We start from the raw sequence: 25,305 nt of genomic DNA on the forward strand, positions 1-25,305 counted from the left end.
CCTTATAGCAATCTCTCATACCGCCCGATTTGCGTGCTTTGCCGCCTTCTCTAGGCTTTGGTCTACGGCAGACACAAAAATAAAGGTGCGGTTATGGCCGAGACACAAGGCAACGACATCCTGGTCAGCTTTCGCGGCGTGCAGAAGAGCTACGACGGCGAGACCCTGATCGTCAAAGACCTCAACCTGGACATTCGCAAAGGCGAATTCCTCACCCTGCTCGGACCGTCCGGCTCCGGCAAGACCACCAGCCTGATGATGCTCGCCGGGTTCGAGACCCCCACCAACGGCGAAATCCTCCTGGCCGGTCGCTCCATCAACAACGTGCCTCCGCACAAGCGCGACATCGGCATGGTGTTCCAGAACTACGCGCTGTTCCCGCACATGACGGTGGCCGAGAACCTCGCCTTCCCGCTTTCCGTGCGCGGCATGAGCAAGACCGACGCCAGCGAGCGGGTCAAGCGCGCGCTGTCCATGGTCCAGCTGGACAGCTTCCGCAACCGCTACCCCGGACAGCTTTCCGGCGGCCAGCAGCAGCGCGTCGCCCTGGCCCGTGCCCTGGTGTTCGAACCCCAGCTGGTGCTGATGGACGAACCCCTCGGTGCGTTGGACAAGCAGCTGCGCGAACACATGCAGATGGAGATCAAGCACATCCACCAGCGCCTCGGCGTGACCGTGGTCTACGTGACCCACGACCAGGGTGAAGCCCTGACCATGTCCGACCGCGTGGCCGTGTTCCATCAGGGCGAGATCCAGCAGATCGCCCCGCCGCGAGAGCTCTACGAGCTGCCGAAGAACACCTTCGTGGCCAACTTCATCGGCGAGAACAACCGCTTGAACGGCCAGTTGGAAAGCCGCGAGGGCGGCAAGTGCGTGGTTCGCCTGGCCCGTGGCGAGAAGGTCGAGGCGCTGGCGATCAACGTCGGCCAGCCGGGCGAGCCGGTGACCCTGTCGATCCGCCCCGAGCGCGTGCGCCTGAACGGCCACAGCGAGAGCTGCGTGAATCGCTTCTCCGGGCGTGTCGCCGAGTTCATCTACCTGGGCGACCACGTGCGTATCCGCATGGAGGTCTGCGGCAAGCCCGACTTTTTCGTCAAGCAACCTATTGCTGAGCTCGACCCCGCACTGGCGGTAGGCGATGTGGTGCCGCTCGGCTGGCAAGTGGAGCACGTCCGCGCACTGGACCCGCTTCTGGCGGAATGACGCGGCGGCGCCAACGCATTAGCAACCCTGCACTGTGGAGAAAACAACAATGTCGAAATCCCTGAAACTCACCGCCATCGCCCTCGGGTTGGCCTGCGCCGCACAGGCCATGGCTGCCGACCTGACCGTGGTGTCCTTCGGCGGTGCCAACAAGAATGCGCAGGTCAAGGCGTTCTACGAGCCCTACCAGAAGAGCACCGGCGACAAGATCATCGCTGGCGAATACAACGGCGAAATGGCCAAGGTGAAGGCCATGGTCGACACCAACAGCGTTTCCTGGAACCTGGTGGAAGTGGAGTCGCCTGAGCTCGCCCGTGGTTGCGACGAAGGCATGTTCGAAGAGCTGGACGCCGCCCAGTTCGGCAAGACCGAGGACTTCGTTCCCGGCGCCATCCAGCCCTGCGGTGTCGGCTTCTTCGTATGGTCCACCGTGCTGGCCTACAACGCCGACAAGCTGAAGTCCGCTCCCACCAGCTGGGCTGATTTCTGGGATGTGAAGAAATTCCCCGGCAAGCGCGGCTTGCGCAAGGGCGCCAAGTACACCCTGGAGTTCGCCCTGATGGCCGACGGCGTTGCACCGAAGGACGTCTACAGCGTGCTGGCCACCAAGGAAGGCCAGGACCGCGCCTTCAAGAAGCTCGACGAAATCAAGCCGAGCATCCAGTGGTGGGAAGCCGGCGCCCAACCGCCGCAGTTCCTCGCGTCCGGTGACGTGGTCATGAGCTCGGCCTACAACGGCCGTATCGCCGCCGTGCAGAAGGAAAGCAACCTGAAAGTGGTGTGGACCGGCGGCATCTACGACTTCGACTCCTGGGCCATCCCGAAGGGTGCCAAGGATGTCGACAAGGCCAAGGAATTCATTGCCTTCTCGGTCAAGCCCGAGCAGCAGAAGACCTACTCCGAGAACATCGCCTATGGCCCGGCCAACACCCAGGCCGTGCCGCTGCTGGACAAGGGCCTGCTGAAGGACATGCCGACCACCCCGGAGAACATCAAGGACCAGGTCGCCATGGACGTCACCTTCTGGGCTGACTACGGCGAGCAGCTGGAACAACGCTTCAACGCCTGGGCGGCCAAGTAAGCCTGCCGCATCCCCCCTCTCCCCATGGGAGAGGGGCCGGGGGTGAGGGCCCCATCGCCTCACCCTGGCCTTCGGGCCGAAAGTCCAATCCTGTTCCAACGGAGTTCGCCATGGCCACTGCAGTGCCCCTGAACGAGGTCGCCGGCCCCAGCCTCAAGCAGCGCCTCGCCCGAGCCGAGCGGATGAACCGCCTGAAGTCCCAGGCGCTGATCCTGCCGCTGCTGATCTTCCTCCTGCTGACCTTCCTGGTGCCCATCGGCGCGCTGCTCTACAAGAGCGTGAACAACCCGGAAGTGGTCGGCTCCATGCCGCGCACCGTCGACGCCATTTCCAGCTGGGACGGCAAGGCGCTGCCCGCCGAGCCTGTGTACAAGGCGCTGGCCGAAGACCTGGCCGCAGCGCGCAAGAACCAGACCATCGGCGATCTTTCCAAGCGCCTGAACATGGAACTGGCCGGCTACCGCAGCCTGATGGCCAAGACCGCCCGCGCCCTGCCGTTCAAGACTGAGCCGGCTTCCTACAAGGACGCCCTGGAGAGCCTGGACGAGCGCTGGGGCGACCCGGCCTACTGGCAGGCGATCCGTCGCAATGCCAGTCACCTGACCCCCTATTACCTGCTGGCCTCCCTCGACCATCGCATCGATGACCTGGGCGAACTGGCCCCGGCCACGCCGGACCAGGCCATCTACCTCGACATCTTCGCCCGCACCTTCTGGATGGGCGCGGTGATCACCGTCATCTGCCTGCTGCTGGCCTATCCGCTGGCCTACCTGCTGGCCAACCTGCCGACGCGCCAGAGCAACCTGCTGATGATCCTGGTGCTGCTGCCGTTCTGGACCTCGATCCTGGTGCGCGTCGCCGCCTGGATCGTGTTGCTGCAGTCCGGCGGCCTGATCAACGGCGCGCTGATCAAGCTGGGCCTGATCGACCAGCCGTTGCAGCTGGTGTTCAACCGTACCGGCGTCTACATCGCCATGGTGCACATCATGCTGCCGTTCATGATCCTGCCGATCTACAGCGTGATGAAGGGCATCTCCCCCAGCTACATGCGTGCGGCGATTTCCCTCGGCTGCCACCCGTTCGCCAGCTTCTGGCGGGTGTACTTCCCGCAGACCGTGGCCGGCGTCGGCGCCGGCTGCCTGCTGGTGTTCATCCTGTCCATCGGCTACTACATCACCCCGGCGCTGCTGGGCAGCCCGAACGACCAGATGGTCAGCTACTTCGTCGCCTTCTTCACCAACACCACCATTAACTGGGGCATGGCCACGGCCCTGGGCGGCATGCTGCTGTTCGCCACCCTGCTGCTCTATGTGGTTTACACCTGGCTGGTCGGCGCCGGCCGCCTGCGACTGGGTTAAGAGAGCCTCCGAAGGAGGCCGCCCGATCCCCCTCTCCCGCTTGCGGGAGAGGGTGGCCCGAAGGGCCGGGTGAGGGTGAGGTAACAAGAAAGATTCTGAGGAGAGAGCTTCATGCTGAGTCCCTACATGTCCCCGGTCGAGCGCCTGTGGTTCTACACCCTGCGCATCCTCTGCGGCCTGGTGCTGCTGTTCCTGATCCTGCCGGTGCTGGTGATCGTGCCGCTGTCGTTCAACTCCGGCACCTTCCTGGTCTATCCGCTGCAGGGCTTCTCCCTGCGCTGGTACGCCGACTTCTTCAGCTCGGCGGAGTGGATGCGTTCGCTGACCAACAGCATGATCGTCGCCCCCGCGGCCACCTTGCTGGCCATGGTCTTCGGCACCCTGGCGTCCATCGGCCTGACCCGTGGCGAGTTTCGCGGCAAGGCGCTGGTGATGAGCCTGCTGATTTCGCCGATGGTGGTGCCGGTGGTGATCATCGGTGTCGCCAGCTACCTGTTCTTCGCCCCGCTGGGCATGGGCAACAGCTACCTGTCGCTGATCCTGGTGCACGCGGTGCTGGGCGTGCCCTTCGTGATCATTACGGTGTCGGCCACCCTCCAGGGCTTCAACTACAACCTGGTGCGCGCCGCCGCCAGCCTGGGCGCGCCGCCGCTGACCGCGTTCTTCAAGGTGACCCTGCCGCTGATCGCGCCGGGGGTGATTTCCGGGGCGTTGTTCGCCTTCGCCACCTCCTTCGACGAAGTGGTGGTGACGCTGTTCCTCGCCGGACCGGAGCAGGCCACCCTGCCACGGCAGATGTTCAGCGGCATTCGCGAGAACCTCAGCCCGACCATCGCCGCCGCGGCAACCTTGCTGATCGGCTTCTCCATCGTCCTGCTGCTGGTACTGGAGTGGCTGCGCGGCCGTAGCGAGCGCATGCGCACTTCCATGCCGGAATAAACCTGTCCAACCTTCGCCTGCCCGCGTCCCCGTAGCGGGCAGGTGCTTTTACCTCCCGCCTCAGTCATCGGTCGAATCCCCGCGCGCCATCCATCCCGGCTACAATTCGCGCCACCGTGATTCCCCCCCTGAGGTCAGCCATGCAGCCCTTCGCCATCGCACCGTCGATCCTTTCCGCCGATTTCGCCCGCCTGGGCGAGGAAGTGGAGAACGTCCTCGCCGCCGGCGCCGACATCGTTCACTTCGACGTGATGGACAACCACTACGTGCCCAACCTGACCATCGGCCCGATGGTCTGCTCGGCGCTGCGCAAGTACGGCATCACCGCGCCGATCGACGCGCACCTGATGGTCAAGCCGGTGGACCGCATCATCGGCGACTTCATCGAAGCGGGCGCCACCTACATCACCTTCCACCCGGAAGCGTCCGAGCACATCGACCGCTCCCTGCAACTGATCCGCGACGGTGGCTGCAAGGCCGGCCTGGTGTTCAACCCGGCCACCCCGCTGGATGTGCTCAAGTACGTGATGGACAAGGTCGACATGATCCTGCTGATGAGCGTGAACCCCGGCTTCGGCGGGCAGAAGTTCATCCCTGGCACCCTCGACAAGCTGCGCGAGGCCCGCGCCCTGATCGACGCCTCCGGCCGCGACATCCGCCTGGAGATCGACGGCGGCGTCAACGTGAAGAACATCCGTGAGATCGCTGCGGCGGGTGCCGACACCTTCGTCGCCGGTTCGGCCATCTTCAACGCCCCGGACTACGCCGAAGTCATTGCCGCCATGCGCGCCGAACTGGCCCAGGCCTGATATGGGCACGTTGTACCGGCTGTTTGACGGGCGACTGCCACGCCTGGTGATGTTTGACCTGGACGGCACCCTGGTGGACTCGGTGCCGGACCTGGCCGCTGCTGTCGACCGCATGCTGGTTGCCCTCGGGCGCCCGGCCGCCGGAGTCGAGCAGGTCCGTGAATGGGTTGGCAACGGTGCCCGGGTGCTGGTGCGCCGCGCCCTGGCTGGTGGCCTTGACCATTCCTCCGTGCACGACAGCGATGCCGAGCGTGGCCTGGAACTGTTCATGGCGGCCTACGCCGAAAGCCATGCGCTGACCACGGTCTATCCAGGGGTAGCGGAAACCCTCAAGTGGCTGAAGAAGAAAGGCGTGGAATTGGCACTGGTGACCAACAAGCCTGAACGCTTCGTTGCCCCCTTGCTGGACGAAATGAAGCTTGGCCGTTACTTCTCGCTGATCATCGGTGGCGACACCCTGCCGCAGCAGAAGCCGGACCCGGCCGCGCTGCTCCACGTGATGCACATCACCGGGGTCAGTCGCAGCGAAGCGCTGTTCGTCGGTGACTCGCGCAACGACGTGCTCGCTGCCAAGGCCGCCGGGGTGAAATGCGTGGCGCTGAGCTACGGTTACAACCACGGCCGGCCCATTGCCGAGGAAGAGCCGGCCCTCGTGGTGGATGACCTGCGTGAGCTGCTTCCGGGAGGTTGCGCCGCCCACGGCGCTGCGCTAATGTCGCCGGACCCCTCCGACAATCCGCCTCAACGAGACAGAAACGTGGTGGTTTCCAGCAAGCATCGGCTCACACGAGCCGGAATGAGCATCATCAAGGCTATCGCCCGTTGGCGCTGGCGCGCCTGAATTCATTCTGGCCGGATGCTCCGGCGCGCTTGCTTGCACACCGACGTTTTCATCTCCAGGAGCCCCACGGGGCTCCCCGCCCACGAGGCTGATCATGACCCGCGAAGAATTCCTGCGTTTGGCCGCCGAAGGCTATAACCGCATTCCGCTTGCGTTCGAGACACTGGCGGATTTCGACACCCCCCTGTCCCTCTACCTGAAGCTCGCCGATACGCCGTATTCCTACCTCCTGGAATCCGTGCAGGGCGGCGAGAAGTGGGGCCGTTACTCGATCATCGGCCTGCAGAGCCGCACCGTGCTGCGTGCCTACGGCCTGAAGGTCAGCGTCAGCGTCGACGACGCCGAAGTGGAGTCCCACGACTGCGAAGATCCGCTGGCATTCGTCGAAGACTTCAAGGAGCGCTACCAGGTGGCTCCGATTGCCGGCCTGCCGCGCTTCAACGGCGGCCTGGTGGGTTACTTCGGCTATGACTGCGTGCGTTACGTCGAGAAGCGCCTGGCCAACTGCCCGAACCCCGATCCGCTGGGTACCCCGGATATCCTGCTGATGGTCTCGGACGCGGTGATCGTCTTCGACAACCTGGCGGGCAAGCTGCACGCCATCGTCCTGGTCGACCCGAGCCAGCCGGACGCCTACGAGCAGGGCCAGGCGCGCCTCATGGAAATCCGCCAGAAACTGCGCCAGCCGGTCGTGCCGCGCCTCGGTGTGGACCCGAGCCTGCCGGCGGGCGGCGAGCCGGAGTTCCGCTCCAGCTTCACTCGCGATGACTACGAGCAGGCGGTGCGGGAAATCAAGGAATACATCCTGGCCGGCGATTGCATGCAGGTGGTGATTTCCCAGCGCATGTCGATCCCCTTCAAGGCCGCTCCCATCGATCTCTATCGCGCCCTGCGCTGCTTCAACCCCACCCCCTACATGTACTTCTTCAACTTTGGCGACTTCCACGTAGTGGGCAGCTCGCCGGAGGTGCTGGTGCGTGTCGAGGATGGCCTGGTCACCGTGCGCCCGATCGCCGGCACCCGCCCCCGTGGCGCGACCGAGGAAGCCGACCGCGCGCTGGAGGAGGACCTGCTCTCCGACGCCAAGGAGCTCGCCGAGCACCTGATGCTGATCGACCTCGGCCGCAATGACGTCGGCCGTGTTTCCAGCACCGGTTCGGTGAAGGTCACCGAGAAGATGGTGATCGAGCGTTACTCCAACGTGATGCACATCGTTTCCAACGTCACCGGCCAGCTCAAGGAAGGCGTCTCCGCCATGTCGGCACTGCGCGCCATCCTGCCGGCCGGGACCCTCTCCGGCGCACCGAAGATCCGCGCCATGGAAATCATCGACGACCTCGAACCGGTCAAGCGTGGCGTCTACGGCGGCGCCGTGGGCTACCTGGCCTGGAACGGCAACATGGATACGGCCATCGCGATCCGCACGGCGGTCATCAAGGACGGCGAACTGCACGTACAGGCCGGCGCTGGCATCGTCGCCGACTCGGTTCCGGCGCTGGAATGGGAAGAGACGCTGAACAAGCGCCGCGCCATGTTCCGTGCCGTGGCCCTTGCCGAACAGACCGCCAAGACCGACGCCTGAGGATTGCACCATGCTGCTGATGATCGACAACTACGATTCCTTTACCTACAACGTGGTGCAGTACCTCGGCGAGCTGGGCGCGGACGTGCACGTGATTCGCAACGACGAGCTCTCCATCGCCGAGATCGAGGCGCTGCAACCTGAGCGCATCGTGGTCTCCCCTGGTCCCTGTACGCCCAACGAGGCTGGCGTGTCGCTGGAAGTGATCCGTCACTTCGCCGGCAAGCTGCCGATCCTCGGCGTGTGCCTGGGTCACCAGAGCATCGGCCAGGCTTTCGGCGGTGACGTGGTGCGCGCACGCCAGGCCATGCACGGCAAGACCAGCCCGGTGTTCCACAAGGACCAGGGCGTGTTCGAAGGCCTGAACCACCCGCTGACCGTCACCCGCTACCACTCCCTGGTGGTGAAGCTGGAAACCCTGCCCGAAGAGCTGGAAGTCACCGCCTGGACCCAGCATGCCGACGGCTCGGTGGACGAAATCATGGGGCTGCGTCACAAGACGCTGAACATCGAGGGTGTGCAATTCCATCCGGAGTCCATCCTTACCGAGCAAGGCCATGAACTGCTGGCCAACTTCCTCAAGCAGACCGGTGGAGTGCGCTGATGGACATCAAGGAAGCCCTGAACCGTGTGGTCAACCAGTTGGACCTGACCACCGAAGAAATGCAGGACGTGATGCGCCTGATCATGACCGGTCAGTGCACCGACGCCCAGATCGGCGCCTTCCTCATGGGCATGCGCATGAAGAGCGAGACCATCGAAGAGATCGTCGGTGCGGTGTCGGTCATGCGTGAGTTGGCTACCCGCGTCGAGCTCTCCACGCTCGATCACGTGGTCGACGTGGTCGGCACCGGTGGTGATGGCGCGAATATCTTCAACGTCTCCTCAGCAGCCACCTTCGTGGTCGCCGCGGCGGGCGGCAAGGTGGCCAAGCACGGCAACCGCGCGGTGTCCGGCAAGACCGGCAGCGCCGATGTGCTGGAAGCCGCCGGTATCTACCTCGACCTCAAGCCGGAACAGGTGGCGCGCTGCATAGAAAGCATCGGCGTGGGCTTCATGTTCGCCCAGGTTCACCACAAGGCGATGAAATACGCCGCCGGTCCGCGCCGCGAACTGGGGCTGCGCACCCTGTTCAACATGCTCGGCCCGCTTACGAATCCGGCCGGAGTGAAGCGCCAGGTGGTCGGCGTGTTCAGCCAGGCGCTGTGCCGCCCGCTGGCCGAAGTGCTCAAGCGCCTGGGTAGCGAGCACATCCTGGTCGTGCATTCCCGTGATGGCCTCGACGAGGTGAGCCTCGCCGCGCCGACCCATGTCGCCGAACTGAAGGACGGCGAAGTCACCGAGTACCAGATCCAGCCCGAGGACTTCGGCATCAAGAGCCAGAGCCTGATCGGCCTGACTGTCGGCAGCCCGCAGGAGTCGCTCGAACTGATCCGCGACGCCCTGGGCAAGCGCAAGACCGAGAATGGCCAGAAGGCCGCCGACATGATCGTGCTGAACGCCGGGGCGGCCCTCTATGCCGCCGACCTGGCTTCCAGCCTGAAAGAAGGTGTACGCCTGGCGCAGGACGCCCTGCACACTGGCCTCGCCCGCGAGAAACTGGACGAGCTGGCCTCCTTTACCGCGGTGTTCCGAGTGGAGAATGAAGCGTGAGCATCCCAACCGTTCTTGAGAAGATCCTGGCGCGCAAGGCCGAGGAAGTGGCCGCCTGCCGTGCACGCGTTTCCCAGTCTGAAATCGAGGCGCTGGCGCGTGCCGCCGATGCGCCCCGTGGTTTCGCCCGAGCCCTGCTGGAGCGTGCCGAGCGCCACGAACCGGCGGTAATTGCGGAGGTGAAGAAGGCGTCCCCAAGCAAGGGCGTGCTGCGCGAGAACTTCGTTCCTGCGCAGATCGCCAGGAGCTACGAGGCTGGCGGTGCAGCCTGCCTCTCGGTGCTGACCGACGTGGACTTCTTCCAGGGCGCCGACGCCTACCTGCAGGAAGCTCGCGCAGCCTGCTCGCTGCCGGTGATCCGCAAGGACTTCATGATCGACCCCTACCAGGTGGTCGAGGCCCGTGCCATTGGCGCCGACTGCATCCTGCTGATCGTCTCCGCCCTGGAAGACAGCCGCATGAAGGAGCTGGCCGCGACCGCCAAGGATGTCGGTCTCGACGTGCTGGTGGAAGTGCATGACGCAGCAGAACTGGACCGCGCACTGAACTGCCTGGACACGCCGCTGGTGGGCATCAACAACCGCAACCTGCACACCTTCGAGGTGAGCCTGGAAACCACCCTTGACCTGCTGCCGCGCATCCCGCGCGACCGGCTGGTGGTAACCGAGAGCGGAATCCTCAACCGTGCCGATGTGGAGCTGATGGAAGTCAGCGGCGTATACGCTTTCCTGGTGGGCGAGGCCTTCATGCGCGCCGAAGAGCCGGGCACCGAACTGGGCCGACTGTTCTTCCCCGAGCGCAACCGCGTGGTGGCAGGCATCGATCCGGACTGATCCGGCGCTGACCTCCAGACATGAAAAAGCCGGCTTGCGCCGGCTTTTTCATGTCTGTTGGAAGAACCTGTTTTCGATCTTGCTAGCTAGCGCCATGCAAGGCAAAAGTTGGCGAGGAAGCGGAGTTTACAGCTGTAAATGAGCATTCCGAGTCTACTTTTAACGCAGCAGGGCCGACGCGTAGCTGATCGTGAACAGGTTCTCAGCGGGTGCCGAAGACCACCATCGTCTTACCCTTCACATGCACCAGGCCTTGTTCTTCCAGGCTTTTGAGCACGCGACCGACCATCTCGCGCGAGCAGCCAACGATCCGGCCAATTTCCTGACGGGTGATCTTTATCTGCATGCCGTCGGGATGGGTCATGGCGTCGGGTTGCTTGCACAGGTCGAGCAGGGTACGCGCCACGCGGCCGGTCACGTCGAGGAAGGCCAGGTCGCCCACCTTGCGTGTGGTGTTGCGCAGGCGGTCGGCCATCTGGCTGCCCAGGGCGTAGAGGATTTCGGGGTCCTGCTGGGTGAGTTCGCGGAACTTGGCGTAGCTCAGCTCCGCCACTTCGCACTCCGTCTTGGCGCGGACCCAGGCGCTGCGTTCCTTTTCTGAGCCTTCCTTTTCGAACAGGCCCATCTCGCCGAAGAAGTCACCGGCATTGAGGTAGGCAATGATCATTTCCCGGCCATCGTCATCCTCGATCAGGATGGTGACGGAGCCCTTGATGATGAAGAAGAGAGTTTCGCAGCGATCGCCCGCATAGATGATGGTGCTCTTGGCCGTGTAGCGGCGGCGGTGACAATGTGCGAGTAGTTTGTCCAGGCTCTTTATTTTTGGTGTAAGGGTAATTGCGACCATGCCCGAGTCCCGAAAAAGAGAAGGTAAGCCTTTGTCCAACAGGCAATTTTCTAATAGTTGTCCGGCCAAGTGTGCCAGTAATCCGGCGCCAGCTTAACAGACGTCCCTGATTCGACAACGTGATTTTGCGACGCACCTAACACCCGTCCGGGAACTATTTGAGGCCCGGAATGGAAAATGCGCTGTGATAAGCTACCGGACCTTTTTTCAAGCGGAGTTTCAGGTGATGAAAGCACGCATCCAATGGGCTGGCGAAGCCATGTTCCTTGGCGAATCCGGTAGCGGCCACGCAGTGGTGATGGACGGTCCGCCCGAGGCCGGCGGCCGTAACCTGGGCGTGCGTCCCATGGAAATGCTCCTGCTTGGCCTCGGCGGCTGCACCAACTTCGACGTCGTAGCGATCCTGAAGAAATCCCGCCAGCCGGTGGAAAGCTGCGAAGCCTTCCTCGAAGCCGAACGCGCCAGCGAGGACCCCAAGGTCTTCACCAAGATCCACGTGCACTTCGTGGTGAAGGGCCGGGGCCTGAAGGAAGCCCAGGTCAAACGCGCCGTGGAACTCTCCGCCGAGAAATACTGCTCCGCCTCGATCATGCTCGGCCGCGCCGGCGTCGAGATTACCCACGACTATGAGATCGTCGAACTGGGTGCCTGACCCCGTATCGATGGCCGGTTGTCTGAAGACATCCGGCCATCATATTTGCGCGGCAAACTCTGGCAGACGGCGCCCGTCGTCTGCATAATTCGCCCCCTCCCAGATTCCGGGGCTCCGGGCCCCGAAAATACGACCACAATCGCCAACGCGAAGAGGTGTAAACCGTCCTACGCAGAAGTGTCGTGCGCTTCTGACGGGCATGCTCAACCACGCGGCAGAGCCGCATATGCAAAGAGAGCTCTCAACGGTGAAAAGCAAACTCAAGCTCCACGGGTTCAACAACCTGACGAAGACCTTGAGCTTCAACATCTATGACATCTGCTACGCGGAAACCCCCGAGGACCAGCAGGCCTACGTCCAGTACATCGATGAAGAGTACGACGCCGAGCGCCTGACCCAGATCCTCACCGACGTGGTGGACATCATCGGTGCCAACATCCTCAACATCGCCCGCCAGGATTACGATCCCCAGGGCGCGAGCGTGACCATCCTCATCTCCGAGCAGCCGGTGACGCCCACTGAAAGCCAGATCGAGGAATCCCCCGGCCCGCTGCCGGAAACCATCCTGGCGCACCTCGACAAGAGCCACATCACCGTTCACACCTATCCGGAAATCCATCCGGTGTCGGGTATCGCCACCTTCCGCGTGGACATCGATGTTTCCACCTGCGGCGTGATCTCCCCGCTAAAGGCGCTCAACTACCTGATCCACCAGTTCGATTCGGACATCGTCACCGTGGACTACCGCGTGCGCGGCTTCACCCGTGACGTGGAAGGCAAGAAGCACTTCATCGACCACGAGATCAACTCGATCCAGAACTACCTCTCCGAGGACACCCAGGACGCCTATCAGATGACGGACGTCAACGTGTACCAGGAGAACATGTTCCACACCAAGATGCTGCTCAAGGACTTCGAACTGGACAACTACCTGTTCGGCGACGCCACCAGCAACCTGACTGCGGAGCAGCGCAAGGAAGTCGAGGCGCGCGTGCGCCACGAGATGCTGGAAATCTTCTACGCGCGGAACATGCCCAACTGAGGCGGTTCGACTCGGGAAAGAAAAAGGGCGCCTGATGGCGCCCTTTTTTCATTTGCGGGATCAGACCCGGTAGGTGCTCTTGGTCATGACCTTGGAGAGCAGGGTCATGCCGAACTTGACTGGCGCCGGGAAACGCAGGCCGCCGGCTTCCAGGGCGCTGGTGGCGTGCTGCTCTTCGTCGATGCGCATTTGCTCGAGGATGGCGCGAGAACGGGCGTCGTCCGCCGGCAGTTGTTCGAGGTGCTCGTCGAGGTGCTTGCACACCTGGTCCTCGGTGGCCGCGACGAAGCCCAGGCTGACGCGGTCGCTGATCAGGCCGGCCATGGCGCCGACGCCGAAGGACAGGCCGTAGAAAACCGGATTGAGGATGCTCGGGCGGCTGCCCAGTTCGCGGATGCGCTGTTCGCACCAGGCCAGATGGTCGATCTCTTCCTCGGCGGCGTGCTCCATGGCTTCGCGCACCTCGGGCAGCTTGGCGGTCAGTGCCTGGCCCTGGTAGAGCGCCTGGGCGCAGACCTCGCCGGTATGGTTGATGCGCATCAGGCCGGCGATATGGCGGGCATCCTCGGGCTTGAGCTCGGCATCGGGCTGGCCCTCGGCCGGGGACGGGCGGAAAGGCTGGCCGGTGAACGGCAGCAGGGTGCGCAGTGCGGCATCGGCCTGCAGCAGCAGGCGGTCGGCGGGGGAGTAGGAACGTTCGCTGGCCATGCGGCACCTCCGTGGGTCGTCGGCGGGCATTCTACCGCAAGGCCATGATCAAGGCTTGACTGGCGTCAGGCCGAGCCTGACGGGCGGGAGGCTTCCCGCCCCGGACGGTGCTGGCGGATCAGCCCGGAGGCCAATGCATCTGGCGCTGGCCAAGCACATGCATGTGGATGTGGTAGACGGTCTGGCCGCCCTGCTCATTGCAGTTCATCACCAGGCGAAAGCCCTCGTCGCAACCCTGTTCGGCCGCAAGGCGCTGGGCGGTGTAGGCGATATGGCCAACCAGGGCCTTGTCGTCTTCGGTGAGGTCGGTGAGGACGGGAATGTGCTTCTTCGGGATCACCAGGAAGTGCACCGGGGCTTGCGGCGCGATGTCGTGGAAGGCGACGACGTGATCGTCTTCATAGAGCTTGCGGGCGGGAATTTGCCCGGCGGCGATTTTGCAGAACAGACAGTCCACGGGAATTCTCCGGCCTGTTATAAGAGGTCCCGAGTTTAACGGCGAGCGAATGCCCCGGCCAGCGCCGGCCGCCCCCCCCCAAGGAGCCCCTGTGAAGAACGACATCCACGACCTCGGCCTGGTGCTGGATTCGCGCGTGAAGCTGATCCTGATCGAGTCCTGGGATGAGCGCCGGGTACTGGAAACCCTCACCAGCCTGGCGGTCAAGCGCGGGCTCGGCCTGTTCACCTGGGCGATCAGCGAGGGGCTCCAGCGCCTGGGATTCGGTGGCGACAGCCTGGGTGAAGGGGACAGCCGCGAGCCGGAAACCGCACTCAAGCTGATCAAGGCCGACCCGCAACCCAACCTCTATGTGATGTGCGACCTGCATCCCTTCCTCGACGACGACCCCAAGGTGGTGCGATTGCTCAAGGAGGTGGCGATGGCCGAGGGCAACCACAAGCCGACGCTGGTGCTGGTATCCCATGCCCTGAAGCTGCCGCCGGAAGTGCAGCGCTATGCCGCGCGCTTCGACCTGGCGCTGCCCGGGGAGGACGAGCTGATGAGCATCGTCCGTGAGGAAGCGGCCCGCTGGAGCGAGCGCAATCGCGGTGCGCGGGTTCGCACGGACAACCGCACCCTGCAGCAGGTGGTGAAGAACCTGCGTGGCATGAGCCACGGCGAAGCCCGCGCCCTGGCGCGCAACGTGATTTGCGACGACGGCGCCATCACCCAGGAAGACCTGCCGGAACTGAACAAGGCGAAGTTCCAGTTGCTGGATCTGGAAGGCGTGCTCAGCTTCGAGTACGAAACGGCGCGCTTCGCCGAAGTGGGCGGCCTGGCCAACCTCAAGCGCTGGCTGGCCGAGCGCCAGGCGGCGGTGCTGGAGGAAAAGCCGGTGGACCGGCCCAAGGGCGTGTTGCTGGTCGGTGTGCAGGGCGGCGGCAAAAGTCTTGCGGCCAAGGCGGTCGCCGGTCTCTGGGGGTTGCCGTTGCTGCGCCTGGATTTCGCCTGCCTGTACAACAAGTTCTTCGGCGAGACCGAACGCAATCTGCGAGAGGCCCTGAAACTCGCCGAGCAGATGGCGCCTTGCGTGTTGTGGATGGACGAAGTGGAGAAGGGGTTGGCCAGCGGCGATCACGATGGCGGCGTGAGCCAGCGGGTTTTGGGCACGCTGCTGACCTGGATGGCCGAGCGCAAGGCGCCGGTGTTCATGGTGGCCACTGCCAACGCCATCGACCGGCTGCCACCGGAACTGCTGCGCAAGGGGCGTTTCGACGAGCTGTTTTTCGTCGACCTGCCGCAGCCCGAAGTCCGTGCGGAGATCTTCTGTATCCACCTGGGACGCCGCGAACTCGACCCGGCGCAGTTCGATCTGCATCAGTTGGTGGCCGCCAGTGATGGTTTCTCCGGCGCCGAGATCGAGCAGGCGGTGGTGGGGATGCTCTATGCGGCGCAGGCCCAGCAATGCCCGGCAGACCAGGCGCTGCTGCTGCGTGAGATCAAGGGTACCGCGCCGCTATCGGTACTGATGGCAGAGCAACTGGCGAGCCTGCGGGCCTGGGCGAATGGCCGTTGCGTGAAAGCCGACTGACGTCGCTCAGGGCTGGGCGAAGCGGCGAATGACCTGGCCCAGCATGCGGCGCACCAGCCAGCGCGGGGCCAGTCGGGGGAGGAAGGCGGCCAGCCGGTTGCGCCAGCCGGGGATGATGATTGCACGGTTCTTCTCCAGCGCGCGCACGGTGATCAGTGCCACTTCCTCGGGGCTCATCATCAGCTTGCTGCCTTCCAGGCTGCCGACCTGCATGTGGGCTCCGCGAAAGAAGGCCGTGCGGGTGGGGCCGGGGCACAGCACCGAGACTTTCACGCCGCGCGGACGCAGTTCCTCGCGCAGCCCCTCGGTGAAATTCAGGACGTAGGCCTTGCTGGCGTAGTAGTTGCTCATCCAGGCACCGGGCTGGAAGCCGGCCACCGAGGCGATATTGAGGATCTGGCCGCCGCCCTGGCGCGCCATCAGGCCGCCAATGCCATGGCAAAGTCGGGCGAGGGCCAGGATGTTCACTTCGATCAGTTCCTGCTCGCGTCCCCAGTCCTGGTCGACGAAGGCCCCGGAAGTGCCGATGCCGGCGTTGTTCACCAGCAGGTCGATCTCCCGCTCCCCTTGTTCCAGGTCCATCAACAGTCCGGAAACCTGCAGGGGCTCAGCCAGGTCGCAGTAGCGGAACAGCACTTCCACGCCGAAACGCTGGGTCAGCTCGCAGGCGACGCTCTCCAGCACATCCCGCTGCCGGGCGACCAGCAGCAGGTGCCGACCCCGGCGTGCCAGCGCCTCGGCCATGGCCAGGCCAATACCGCTGGAGGCGCCGGTGATCAGGGCATAACGAGGCATCTGGAGGTTCTCCGTAACGGGGCCGGGTTGGACAGCGCCGGCCCCGGGAGGTTGCTTACTCGGCGGACTCGCCTTCAAGGGTGGGCGCTTCGGCGGGCTGCTCGAAGCTGGCGGCATCGCCCATCTGGGCGCGCATCACGTAGTCCTGGTAGGCCGGTATCGAAATGGCGGCGACTATACCGATAACCGGCACAAGAATGATCAACCAGGCCAGCACTTTGACTGCACGGCTGTTGGGCGGCGGCGGCGGGCCATAGCGGTTGGGGCCGTCGGTACCCGGCATGAACAGCATCAGCAAGGCGAACACACTGCCGACGACGGGGACGAAGTTCAACAGCCAGAGCCAGCCGGACCAGCCCATGTCGTGCAGGCGCTGTACGCCGATGCATACGCTCGCTACCACCAGCGCAAGGCAGGCGGCAATCGTCAGCAGGCCGGCGAGGGCATCGGAAAGCGCGTAGCTGCCGAGGATCACGCCGCCGATGGGCAGGAAGGCCAGCATCAACGCCATGCTCCAGCCGAGGTAGCGAACCCGGCCGATCCGGCCACTGGTACCGAAGACTTTCAGTTCGCCGAATTCAGGAAGTTGCTCGCCCACCTGGGCCTGTGGCGGCGCATAGGGGGAAGTGGCTGCGCTGCCGCCATTCGAGGCGCCTTCCTGGGGGGCTTCCTGGGCCAATTGCGCCTGGCGGGCCAGGTACTTGTCGACGATGATGCCGCAGGCCTGGCATTCAGCCGCTTTGGGTTGCTCATGACCACATTTCGGGCAGCTCATGCTGTCGTTGGATGCAGCCGCAGCTTCGGCTGCAGCGGTCGCCGGTTCCGGGTGGTCATCGGTGGCCACCAGGCTCAGCCCTGCCGCGACGTCCTGCTCCTTGCGCACCTTGGCGCCGGCCCGCTGCAATGCGGCCAGGTACTTGTCCGCCTCGGCTTCCACCAGGTCGCGCTTGAGGGCGACGCTGCGACCGCCGAACAGGCTTTCGATCTTGTCGGCATCGCTCTTGAACAGGCGGGCGAGGTTTTCCTTGACGGTTTCCAGTGCCACACCGGGCATCGGTTGACCATCGAAGACGATCTTGTAGCGGGCTTCGGTCATGCGGGCGTCCTTGTCGACGACAGAAATGGATGATGGCACAGCGTAATTGCGCTGCGGCCCGCGGCACAAGCGGCCTGGCGCACAAAACGCACAGGGCTCAGGTGAGTCCGAGCGGGCTCCAGCGGCCGACCAGGCTGCCGCGGCGCAGCAGCCTCAGGTCGGCGAAATCGCCAAGGGTGCCCTCGGACTGCATGGGGCGCAGGAAGACCCAGTCGTCCACGGCGAGCTTCGTGGCGCGTGAACCGATCAGACGCTCCTGGTTGGTGCTGCGGCCGTAGAGGCTGTCGTACGCAAGCCCGGCCGGGGAAACCGGTTCGGCCTGCCAGTTGCCACCGTAGAGGTAATGGGCGCGCTGGCGATTCGGGTTCCAGCCCTGCGCCAAGGCTTGTGTCCCTTCCAGGTAGGGGAGGGCGCCATCGAGCACCTTGAGTACCGGTGCGGCTATCCACAGGGCTGGCTGGTGCTCCTTGAGCAGATCGCTGTCGAAGCCGGCGGGCTTCAGTAGCGCCGAGCCCACGGCAATCTCGTTCAAGGGCCCACTGCTGTCGCCGTGCAGAGGGTAAGTCTGACTGCCGCCGCCATTCAGTAGCGGCGCTTGCGGCCAGAGCGGTGATGCCTGGGCGGCGTGGATGAAGGCCTGGTAGCGCGCGTTGCTCTCGTCCAATGCCTTCGCCCGGCTTACCCAGAATGGGGCGTGGGCGACTTGGGCGTCGTAGCCCATCAGACCGCGCAGTTGCAGCAGGGATTGGCTGTTGGCGAAGTGCTGGAGTGCACTGCCCATCGCCTCGGGCGTGGGGAATCCTCCCCGGGCCAGGCCAATATCGATTTCCAGCGCGACCTGCAGCGGCCGGCCCAGGGCCCGGCCCAGCTCGGCGTATTCCTGCAGGCGCTGGGGGCTGTCCACCAGCCAGGTGACCTGGCGGCTGGGATCGAATCCCAGGTGGCGGGGCAGTTGCTGGTAGAAGGCGAGGGCTGCGGCGGCGGGCAGGGGCTTGCCCAGCAGCAGATCGGCATTGGGGAAGAGCCGGGCCAGTTGGTTCAGCTGCGGCTGGTGGAAGACCATGAAGCGCGTGCAGCTCAGGCGGCGCGCGAGATAGTCGAGCAATCCACCGCAAGCCAGGGATTTCGTCACCAGGCGCAGGGGGCGCTGGCCGAGCCGGGAGACCAGCAGGTCGGCATTGGCATCCAGTCGGTCCAGGTCGATGACCAACTGCGGGATGCCACCGCCCTCCAGGCGCAGCAATTCATTCAGGCGTGCGAAGTAGGCGTCGTGGGGGCGGCCATGATCCCTCGGGCGCGCCGTCCACAGTCCCAGTGCACCGATCGCCCCGAGCCCGAGCAGGGTGCGTCGCCTCATCGGGCCCAGCGCTGGCCCAGTTGCACGGCTGTCTCGCGTGCGGCCCGATACTCCTGGTCAAGGCGGGCGATCAGCTCGTCAACCGTCGGCAGGTCGCGGATATTGCCGACGCCCTGGCCGGCGGACCATACGGTCTTCCACGCCTTGGCTTCGTCACTGACCGGCTTCAGCTTCTCGCCGTAGTTGATGTCGCCCTTGTCGGCGAGGCGCTTCAGGTCGTAGCCGGCGGCTTCCAGGCTCTGGCGCATGAAGCTGGCGGGGACGCCGGATACCGCCGGGGTGTGGATGATGTCGGCGGCGCGGGCGTCGAGGATCATTTGCTTGTAGCGGGTTTCGGCATCGCTCTGCTGAGTGGCGATGAAGCGGGTGCCGAGGTAGGCCAGGTCGGCGCCGAGCATCTGTGCGGCGAAGATCTCGTGGCCGTGGTTGAGGCAACCGGCGAGTAGCAGAGTCTTGTCGAAGAACTGGCGGATCTCTGCGATCAGGGCGAAGGGGCTCCAGGTCCCGGCGTGGCCACCCGCGCCGGCGGCAACCGCGATCAGGCCGTCAACGCCGGCCTCCGCGGCTTTCTCCGCATGGCGGCGGGTAGTCACGTCGTGGAACACCAGGCCGCCATAGCTGTGCACGGCGTCCACCACTTCCTTCACCGCGCCCAGGCTGGTGATGACGATCGGGACGCGCTTTTCCACACAGATGGCCAGGTCGGCCTGCAGGCGCGGATTGCTGTGATGGACAATGAGGTTGACCGCGAAGGGCGCCGCGTCCGCTCCCAGGCCTGCTTCAATCTCCTCCAGCCAGGCGCGGAAGCCGCTGCTCTCCCGCTGGTTCAGGGCCGGGAAGCTGCCGACGATGCCGTTGTTGCAGCACGCCAGGACCAGCTTGGGGTTGGACACCAGGAACATCGGCGCAGCCACCACCGGCAAGCGCAGACGTTGATCGAGCAGGGCGGGCAGGGACATCTGGCATTCCTCTTGTCAGGTCAGAAGGGTTTGATCACCACCAGGATGACGATGGCGATCAGGAACAACACCGGGACTTCGTTGAACCAGCGGTAGAACACGTGGCCACGGCGGTTTTCGTCACGGGCGAAGCGCTTGAGCAGGGATCCGCAGGCGTGGTGGTAGCCGATCAGCAGGACCACCAGCGTGAGCTTGGCATGGAGCCAGCCCTGGCTCAGCCATCCGGAGTTGAGGTACAGCATCCAGATGCCGAAGACCAGGGTGGCGATCATCGAGGGGCCCATGATGCCGCGATAGAGCTTGCGCTCCATGACCTTGAAGCGTTCGCGGCTGGGTTCGTCCTCCGCCATGGCGTGGTAGACGAACAGGCGAGGCAGGTAGAACAGGCCGGCGAACCAGCAGATGACGGCGATGATGTGCAGGGCCTTGAGCCACAGGTAGAGCATGGGACGGTTTCCATCGGGCAGATTGCCCGGATAGTAGAGGCTAGATGGGCCGCACGTCACCTCGGCGGTTGGCCCCTGACCGATGCGGCCTTATCATCGGCAGCTTTCCAATCGGTTCTTTGAGGGGCAAGTGATGGTCAAGGTCGGAATCGTCGGCGGCACGGGCTACACCGGTGTCGAACTGCTGCGTCTGTTGGCTCAGCACCCGCAGGCGGAGGTCGCGGTGATTACCTCGCGATCCGAGGCCGGGGTGAAGGTCGCCGACATGTATCCGAACCTGCGCGGTCACTATGACAACCTCGCGTTCAGCGTGCCCGACGTGGCCACCCTGGGCGCCTGTGATGTGGTCTTCTTCGCCACTCCCCACGGCGTCGCCCATGCCCTGGCTGGCGAATTGCTGGATGCCGGTACCCGTGTCATCGACCTGTCCGCGGACTTCCGCCTCCAGGATGCTGAAGAGTGGGCCAACTGGTACGGCCAGCCCCACGGTGCCCCGGCGCTGCTGCCGGAAGCCGTCTATGGCTTGCCGGAAGTGAACCGCGAAGCCATCAAGGGTGCGCGCCTGATCGCTGTTCCCGGCTGCTACCCGACCGCCACCCAGCTTGGCTTCATCCCGCTGCTGGAAGCCGGCCTGGCCGATACCAGTCGACTGATCGCCGACTGCAAGTCCGGCGTCAGCGGCGCCGGCCGTGGTGCCAAGGTGGGTTCGCTGTTCTGCGAGGCCGGCGAGAGCATGATGGCCTACTCGGTGAAGGGGCACCGTCACCTGCCGGAAATCAGCCAGGGCCTGCGTCGCGCAGCCGGCGGCCCGGTCGGCCTGACCTTCGTGCCGCACCTGACGCCGATGATCCGTGGTATCCACGCGACCCTCTACGCGAACGTCGCGGACAAGGGGGTGGACCTGCAGGCCCTGTTCGAGAAGCGCTATGCCAATGAGCCCTTCGTCGACGTGATGCCGGCCGGTAGCCATCCGGAAACCCGCAGCGTGCGCGGTGCCAACGTCTGCCGCATCGCGGTGCATCGTCCCCAGGGTGGCGATCTGGTGGTGGTGCTCTCGGTGATCGACAACCTGGTCAAGGGTGCATCGGGCCAGGCGGTGCAGAACCTCAACATCATGTTCGGCCTCGAAGAGAGCCTGGGCCTGTCCCACGCTGCGCTGCTGCCCTGATGTCCGTCGGCGCCGGCGACTTGCTCGCCGGCGCCGCACTTCGGTCTGTCGATCGAGTCGGATCGCTTAATAGTTGACCAGTTTTCTAGGGTAAGCGGATAATGCCTCGCCTTAGCGCAGTATGGCGGCGTCGAGCCGGGAGAGTTGCAGCATGAGCGTCGAAACTTTCACCCCTTCAGCCCTGATGTTCACCGAAGGTGCGGCCAACAAGGTGAAGAACCTGATCGATGAAGAGGGCAATCCGCGCCTGAAGCTCCGTGTCTTCGTGACCGGCGGCGGCTGCTCGGGCTTCCAGTACGGTTTCACCTTCGATGAGGACGTGTCTGATGATGACACCATCGTCGAGCGCGACGGTGTGAGCCTGGTCGTCGACCCGATGAGCTTCCAGTACCTCGCCGGCGCCGAAGTGGATTATCAGGAAGGCCTCGAAGGTTCCCGTTTCGTCATCAAGAACCCGAATGCCACCACCACCTGTGGTTGCGGTTCGTCCTTCTCGATCTGATTCACTTTCCGAACACAGAAACGCCGTGCCCTTGGGCACGGCGTTTTCGTTTGTGGCTCAGGCGGGGTAGATCGCGCCGAGGATGCGCAGCCCTTTGGCGCCGGTGACGCTGGGGCGATTGGTGGGAATGCCTTCGAGGCAGCAGTGAGCGAGCCAGGCGAAGGCCATGGCCTCGACCCAGTCCGGATCCACGCCAAAATCTGCAGTGCTGCTGACGCGGGCGCCCGGTAACAGGGTAGCCAGACGCAGCATCAGTTGCCGGTTATGGGCGCCACCGCCGCAGACCAGGAGGTCGTCGGTCTTCGGCTGTGCCGCCCGCAGGGACTCGATGATGCTGCGGGCGGTGAGTTCCAGCAGCGTGGCCTGCACGTCTTCGGGCTTGAAGCGGGGCAGACGCGCCAGGTGGGACTGCAGCCAGCCGAGGTTGAACAGCTCGCGGCCGGTGCTCTTCGGGCCTCGTGTGGTGAAGAAGGCATCGCCGTACAGGGTATCCAGCAGCTTCTGCTGCAGGGTGCCGGTGGCAGCCCAGTCGCCATTGCGGTCGTAGCTCTCACCGCGCTGGAGATGAATCCAGGCGTCCAGCAGGACGTTGCCTGGGCCGCAGTCGAATCCATGCACTGCCTTGCCCGGCTCGATGAGGCTCAGGTTGCTGAAGCCGCCAACGTTGAGCACGGCACGGTTGCAGTTCGCGTCGCTGAAAAGGGACTCGTGGAACGCCGGAACCAGCGGCGCACCCTGGCCGCCAGCTGCTACATCGCGTCGCCGGAAGTCGCCGACTACGGTGATGCCGGTGAGCTCGGCGAGCAGGGCGGGATTGCCGATCTGGATGGTGAAACCGCGTGCTGGTTCGTGGCGCACGGTCTGGCCGTGACTGCCGATGGCGCGAATGTCCCGGCTCCCCAGATTGTTGCGTACCAGGAGGGCGTTGATCCCCGCGGCGGCCAGTTCGACCCAGCCGTTCTCCGCGAGGGCCGCCCGGGCCAGCTCGTCAGGGCCGGAAGCGCAAAGTGCCAGCAGCTCGCTGCGCAGCGAGCCCGGCATGGGAATGTAGTGGGTATCGAGGAGGGTGATGCGATCGGTCTGTTCGACCAGAGCGATGTCCAGGCCATCAAGGCTGGTCCCGGACATCACCCCAAGGTAGCGCGGCATCGGGTCAGCGCTTGTTCAAGGCCAGCATGCTGGCCTTTTCCTGGTCCATGCGCGCCATCAGCGGCTGGCTCATTTGCAGGAAGCGCTTCTTCTCGCTGGCAATCAGCGGGTCCGCCATCGGCAGCTTCACCCCCAGTGGGTCGACGTGCACACCATTCACCTGGAACTCGTAGTGAAGGTGCGGGCCAGTGGAAAGACCCGTCGTGCCCACGTAGCCGATGATCTGGCCCTGCTTCACGCTGCCGCCGGTACGGATGCCCTTGGCGAAGCCCTGCATGTGGCCGTAGAGCGTCTTGTACTTGCTGCCGTGCTGAATGATCACTGCATTGCCGTAACCGCCGCGGCGACCTGCCAGGACGATCTTGCCGTCGCCGGTCGCCTTGATCGGGGTGCCACGGGGAGCGGCGTAGTCCACACCCTTGTGGGCGCGGATCTTGTTCAGGATCGGGTGGCGGCGGCCGTTGGAGAAGCGCGAACTGATGCGGGCGAAGTCCACCGGGGTACGGATGAAGGCCTTGCGCATGGCGGTGCCGTCACCGCGCAGGTAGCTGGCCGTGCCCTGCTTGTCGACGTAACGGATCGCGGAGAAGGTCTTGCCTCGGTTGGTGAAGCGCGCGGCCAGGATTTCCCCGCTGCCCACCTTCTTGCCCTCGACCACCTTCTCTTCGTAGATCATCTCGAACTCGTCACCTTCGCGGATGTCGAGGGCGAAGTCGATGTCGTAGCCGAAGATGTTGGCCAGATCCATGGTCAGATCATGGGACAGACCCGCGCGTTTGGCCGACAGGAACAGGGAACTGTCGATCACGCCGCGGGCGTAAGCCGAGCGCAGCTCCGGCTTGATCAGGTCACGCTTGAAGGCATAACCCTTGGAAGTCTTTTCCAGGTGAACGCTCTCGAGGCCGCTCAGCTTGGTGCTGATCTTCTCGAGTTCGCCGCTGGGGGTCAGCTTGAATTCAAAGCTCTGGCCTACCTTGAGGCGGCTGAGCTGTTTGGCGTCCTTGCTGCTGTTCAGGACGTCGTGCAGGACGTTTGCGGACAGGCCGACCTTGTCGAACACAGTGGACAAAGTGTCACCGTTGCCCACGGTCACAGTCTTGAGGCTGGGATCGGTAGGCGTCTGCTTGGTGGCGAGGTCGGTGGTCTCTTCTTTCTTCTTGTCCGCGTCTTTTCCGGCGCTGTTCTGGTTTTCAGCTGGGTTCTCGATCTTGGCGAATGGCGAGATACCCTCATCCCCGGTGACGGATCCTGGTCGGAGGTCGTCCTTCTCCTGGATCACCATCTCCGAGCCGTTTTCCAGCTCCAGATTGATGAAGGTCTTCTTCGCCTCGACCTCGCGAGACGGGAACACCAGCAGGGCCAAGCTGAGCAGCGCAGCCACACCGCTTGCAGCCAGCAAATGGCTCTTCGGATACGGCGGCGCTTTAGGTACTGAATGCGTCATGGCGTGTGGTGTTGTTTTGGAATGTGAACTAACTGCCTAAAATATAATCAAAATCCGCCCTAGGCAACCTTGGGATGGTGCCTTCCGCTGACTGGCATGGGGCTGGGCGCAAAACTTGTAATTAGTTCGCGATCTTGTATGGTTGGTTCCCCTTTTGTCCATCCAACGGTCTACGAGTCCTGTCATGAAGTCGGTTGAAGAGCAGCTGGCGCTGATCAAGCGCGGTGCGGAAGAGGTCCTGGTCGAGTCCGAGCTGGTGGAAAAGCTCAAGCGTGGCCAGCCGCTGCGCATCAAGGCGGGCTTCGACCCGACTGCTCCCGATCTTCACCTCGGTCACACCGTCCTTATTAATAAGCTGCGCCAGTTCCAGGAGCTGGGCCATCAGGTGATCTTCCTGATTGGCGATTTCACCGGGATGATCGGTGACCCCAGCGGCAAGAGCGCCACTCGCCCGCCGCTGACCCGTGAGCAGGTCCTGGAGAATGCCGAAACCTACAAGGCTCAGGTATTCAAGATCCTCGATCCGGCCAGGACCGAAGTGGCATTCAACTCCACCTGGATGGACAAGCTGACCCCGGCTGACTTCATTCGCCTGGCGTCCCAGTACACCGTTGCTCGCATGCTCGAGCGCGATGACTTCAACAAGCGCTACAGCACCAATCAGCCGATCGCCATTCATGAGTTCCTCTATCCGCTGGTGCAGGGGTATGACTCCGTTGCGCTGCGTGCGGATGTCGAGCTGGGTGGTACTGACCAGAAGTTCAACCTGCTGATGGGGCGCGAACTGCAGCGTGCCTATGGGCAAGAATCC

Annotated in this window: 26 protein-coding genes (1 of these 26 cut by a window edge); 16 read left to right on the top strand and 10 right to left on the bottom strand. The window is 64.1% G+C overall.

The features are described from left to right. Positions 1 to 93 precede the first annotated feature (93 nt). From FXN65_RS02655 to trpC, 10 genes are all read left to right on the top strand, one after another. On the top strand, positions 94 to 1,203 hold the full coding sequence (locus FXN65_RS02655; RefSeq protein ID WP_151131537.1) for an ABC transporter ATP-binding protein: 1,110 nt from the start codon (positions 94 to 96) through the stop codon (positions 1,201 to 1,203). A gap of 49 nt (positions 1,204 to 1,252) precedes the next feature. After that, entirely contained in the window at positions 1,253 to 2,284 is a 1,032-nt protein-coding gene (locus tag FXN65_RS02660) for an ABC transporter substrate-binding protein (RefSeq protein WP_151131538.1), read from the top strand. Between the two features lie 110 nt (positions 2,285 to 2,394). After that, entirely contained in the window at positions 2,395 to 3,642 is a 1,248-nt protein-coding gene (locus FXN65_RS02665; protein ID WP_151131539.1) for an ABC transporter permease, read from the top strand. A 111-nt stretch (positions 3,643 to 3,753) separates the two neighbouring features. Next, positions 3,754 to 4,581 carry an ABC transporter permease gene (locus FXN65_RS02670; protein ID WP_151131540.1) on the top strand — a complete coding sequence of 276 codons (828 nt, stop codon included), beginning with the start codon at positions 3,754 to 3,756 and terminating at the stop codon, positions 4,579 to 4,581. A 140-nt stretch (positions 4,582 to 4,721) separates the two neighbouring features. Continuing rightward, the gene (gene rpe / locus FXN65_RS02675; protein ID WP_151131541.1) at positions 4,722 to 5,390 is read left to right on the top strand and encodes a ribulose-phosphate 3-epimerase; all 669 of its coding nucleotides are present in this window, start codon (positions 4,722 to 4,724) and stop codon (positions 5,388 to 5,390) included. Between the two features lies 1 nt (position 5,391). Beyond that, positions 5,392 to 6,231 carry a phosphoglycolate phosphatase gene (locus tag FXN65_RS02680; RefSeq protein WP_151131542.1) on the top strand — a complete coding sequence of 280 codons (840 nt, stop codon included), beginning with the start codon at positions 5,392 to 5,394 and terminating at the stop codon, positions 6,229 to 6,231. Positions 6,232 to 6,325: 94 nt separating this feature from the next. Next, positions 6,326 to 7,813, top strand: coding sequence for an anthranilate synthase component I (trpE, locus tag FXN65_RS02685; RefSeq protein ID WP_151131543.1), 1,488 nt, complete (start codon positions 6,326 to 6,328; stop codon positions 7,811 to 7,813). Positions 7,814 to 7,823: 10 nt separating this feature from the next. After that, positions 7,824 to 8,417 carry an aminodeoxychorismate/anthranilate synthase component II gene (locus FXN65_RS02690; RefSeq protein WP_151131544.1) on the top strand — a complete coding sequence of 198 codons (594 nt, stop codon included), beginning with the start codon at positions 7,824 to 7,826 and terminating at the stop codon, positions 8,415 to 8,417. Continuing rightward, on the top strand, positions 8,417 to 9,466 hold the full coding sequence (gene trpD / locus FXN65_RS02695) for an anthranilate phosphoribosyltransferase (RefSeq protein ID WP_151131545.1): 1,050 nt from the start codon (positions 8,417 to 8,419) through the stop codon (positions 9,464 to 9,466). The genes FXN65_RS02690 and trpD overlap by 1 nt, the downstream gene beginning before the upstream one ends. Then, positions 9,463 to 10,299, top strand: a complete 837-nt coding sequence (gene trpC, locus FXN65_RS02700) for an indole-3-glycerol phosphate synthase TrpC (RefSeq protein ID WP_151131546.1) — start codon at positions 9,463 to 9,465, stop codon at positions 10,297 to 10,299. The genes trpD and trpC overlap by 4 nt, the downstream gene beginning before the upstream one ends. Positions 10,300 to 10,501: 202 nt before the next feature. On the opposite strand, the gene crp is transcribed toward trpC, so the two are convergent. Next, complete coding sequence (gene crp / locus FXN65_RS02705) at positions 10,502 to 11,146, bottom strand: cAMP-activated global transcriptional regulator CRP (RefSeq protein ID WP_151131547.1); 645 nt, start codon at positions 11,144 to 11,146, stop codon at positions 10,502 to 10,504. A 226-nt stretch (positions 11,147 to 11,372) separates the two neighbouring features. On the opposite strand from crp, the gene FXN65_RS02710 reads away from it, so the two are divergent. Both FXN65_RS02710 and speD read left to right on the top strand, forming a co-directional pair. Continuing rightward, the gene (locus FXN65_RS02710; RefSeq protein WP_151131548.1) at positions 11,373 to 11,798 is read left to right on the top strand and encodes an OsmC family protein; all 426 of its coding nucleotides are present in this window, start codon (positions 11,373 to 11,375) and stop codon (positions 11,796 to 11,798) included. A 247-nt stretch (positions 11,799 to 12,045) separates the two neighbouring features. Continuing rightward, a complete protein-coding gene (speD, locus tag FXN65_RS02715) occupies positions 12,046 to 12,840 on the top strand; it encodes an adenosylmethionine decarboxylase (RefSeq protein ID WP_151131549.1) in 795 nt (264 codons plus the stop codon). A 60-nt stretch (positions 12,841 to 12,900) separates the two neighbouring features. Here speD and coq7 read toward each other — a convergent pair whose 3' ends face one another. Both coq7 and FXN65_RS02725 read right to left on the bottom strand, forming a co-directional pair. Further along, a complete protein-coding gene (gene coq7 / locus FXN65_RS02720) occupies positions 12,901 to 13,548 on the bottom strand; it encodes a 2-polyprenyl-3-methyl-6-methoxy-1,4-benzoquinone monooxygenase (RefSeq protein WP_151131550.1) in 648 nt (215 codons plus the stop codon). 118 nt (positions 13,549 to 13,666) lie between these two features. Next, positions 13,667 to 14,005: a histidine triad nucleotide-binding protein gene (locus tag FXN65_RS02725; protein ID WP_151131551.1), complete on the bottom strand. Its 339-nt coding sequence runs from the start codon at positions 14,003 to 14,005 to the stop codon at positions 13,667 to 13,669. Between the two features lie 91 nt (positions 14,006 to 14,096). Between FXN65_RS02725 and FXN65_RS02730 the strand changes: the two genes are divergently transcribed. Next, a complete protein-coding gene (locus FXN65_RS02730; RefSeq protein ID WP_151131552.1) occupies positions 14,097 to 15,578 on the top strand; it encodes an AAA family ATPase in 1,482 nt (493 codons plus the stop codon). A 6-nt stretch (positions 15,579 to 15,584) separates the two neighbouring features. Here FXN65_RS02730 and FXN65_RS02735 read toward each other — a convergent pair whose 3' ends face one another. The 5 genes from FXN65_RS02735 to hemJ all read right to left on the bottom strand — a co-directional run bounded on the left by FXN65_RS02735 (position 15,585) and on the right by hemJ (position 20,231). Further along, the gene (locus FXN65_RS02735; RefSeq protein WP_151131553.1) at positions 15,585 to 16,373 is read right to left on the bottom strand and encodes an SDR family NAD(P)-dependent oxidoreductase; all 789 of its coding nucleotides are present in this window, start codon (positions 16,371 to 16,373) and stop codon (positions 15,585 to 15,587) included. A gap of 55 nt (positions 16,374 to 16,428) precedes the next feature. Next, positions 16,429 to 17,469, bottom strand: a complete 1,041-nt coding sequence (locus FXN65_RS02740) for a DUF805 domain-containing protein (protein ID WP_151131554.1) — start codon at positions 17,467 to 17,469, stop codon at positions 16,429 to 16,431. A gap of 97 nt (positions 17,470 to 17,566) precedes the next feature. Further along, a complete protein-coding gene (locus FXN65_RS02745) occupies positions 17,567 to 18,826 on the bottom strand; it encodes an alanine racemase (RefSeq protein ID WP_151131555.1) in 1,260 nt (419 codons plus the stop codon). Continuing rightward, positions 18,823 to 19,785, bottom strand: a complete 963-nt coding sequence (locus tag FXN65_RS02750; protein WP_151131556.1) for an NAD(P)H-dependent flavin oxidoreductase — start codon at positions 19,783 to 19,785, stop codon at positions 18,823 to 18,825. Before FXN65_RS02750 ends, FXN65_RS02745 begins: the two co-directional genes overlap by 4 nt. Positions 19,786 to 19,805: 20 nt before the next feature. Next, positions 19,806 to 20,231: a protoporphyrinogen oxidase HemJ gene (hemJ, locus tag FXN65_RS02755; RefSeq protein ID WP_151131557.1), complete on the bottom strand. Its 426-nt coding sequence runs from the start codon at positions 20,229 to 20,231 to the stop codon at positions 19,806 to 19,808. Positions 20,232 to 20,364: 133 nt separating this feature from the next. On the opposite strand from hemJ, the gene argC reads away from it, so the two are divergent. Together argC and erpA are read left to right on the top strand one after the other, a co-directional pair. Then, complete coding sequence (argC, locus tag FXN65_RS02760) at positions 20,365 to 21,399, top strand: N-acetyl-gamma-glutamyl-phosphate reductase (RefSeq protein WP_151131558.1); 1,035 nt, start codon at positions 20,365 to 20,367, stop codon at positions 21,397 to 21,399. 151 nt (positions 21,400 to 21,550) lie between these two features. Continuing rightward, positions 21,551 to 21,901, top strand: coding sequence for an iron-sulfur cluster insertion protein ErpA (gene erpA / locus FXN65_RS02765; RefSeq protein ID WP_151131559.1), 351 nt, complete (start codon positions 21,551 to 21,553; stop codon positions 21,899 to 21,901). A 57-nt stretch (positions 21,902 to 21,958) separates the two neighbouring features. Here the strand turns inward: erpA and FXN65_RS02770 are convergent, their stop codons facing one another. Both FXN65_RS02770 and FXN65_RS02775 read right to left on the bottom strand, forming a co-directional pair. Then, complete coding sequence (locus FXN65_RS02770) at positions 21,959 to 23,050, bottom strand: anhydro-N-acetylmuramic acid kinase (RefSeq protein ID WP_151131560.1); 1,092 nt, start codon at positions 23,048 to 23,050, stop codon at positions 21,959 to 21,961. A gap of 4 nt (positions 23,051 to 23,054) precedes the next feature. Then, positions 23,055 to 24,494 (bottom strand): peptidoglycan DD-metalloendopeptidase family protein, encoded by a 1,440-nt coding sequence (locus FXN65_RS02775; RefSeq protein WP_151131561.1) that lies wholly within the window; start codon positions 24,492 to 24,494, stop codon positions 23,055 to 23,057. A 184-nt stretch (positions 24,495 to 24,678) separates the two neighbouring features. On the opposite strand from FXN65_RS02775, the gene tyrS reads away from it, so the two are divergent. After that, positions 24,679 to 25,305 carry the 5' portion of a tyrosine--tRNA ligase gene (tyrS, locus tag FXN65_RS02780; RefSeq protein WP_151131562.1) on the top strand. 573 nt of this gene lie beyond the right edge of the window, so only the first 627 of its 1,200 coding nucleotides appear in the window; the start codon lies at positions 24,679 to 24,681; its stop codon lies beyond the right edge, outside the window.

The organism is Pseudomonas lalkuanensis (assembly GCF_008807375.1).
Lineage (GTDB): Bacteria > Pseudomonadota > Gammaproteobacteria > Pseudomonadales > Pseudomonadaceae > Metapseudomonas > Metapseudomonas lalkuanensis.